The sequence below is a fragment of the Stenotrophomonas sp. SrG genome, assembly GCF_050031795.1.
Taxonomy (GTDB): Bacteria; Pseudomonadota; Gammaproteobacteria; order Xanthomonadales; family Xanthomonadaceae; genus Stenotrophomonas; species Stenotrophomonas rhizophila_A.
In genome coordinates this window covers 1-274 of sequence record NZ_JBNBBE010000245.1, presented here as the reverse complement: position 1 = coordinate 274, position 274 = coordinate 1, and the positions used below count along the sequence as shown (strand labels likewise).

Sequence of the window (274 nt, the reverse complement as noted above, 5' to 3'; positions counted from 1 at the left end):
CTGACCGCGATGGGGGTGCAGCTTTCCATTGATGATTTCGGCTCGGGCTATTCGAGCCTGCTGGACCTCAAGCGCATGCCGGCGACCGAACTGAAGCTCGACCGCGCGTTCGTGCGCGACCTGGAAGACCACGCGGAAGATGCGGCGATCGTGTCCTCGACCGTGGCGCTGGGGCGTTCGCTGCAGCAGCAGATCGTGGCCGAGGGCGTGGAAACCGCCGGGCAGCGGGACTACCTCAACGAACTCGGCTGCGACCTGCTGCAGGGGTACCACC

At 66.1% G+C, this 274-nt stretch carries 1 protein-coding gene; it reads left to right on the top strand.

Annotated elements, in window-relative coordinates; all coding sequences use genetic code 11:
* The coding region (locus tag ACQG3P_RS19700; protein ID WP_426805984.1) for an EAL domain-containing protein at positions 1 to 274 on the top strand (274 nt) is incomplete at both ends.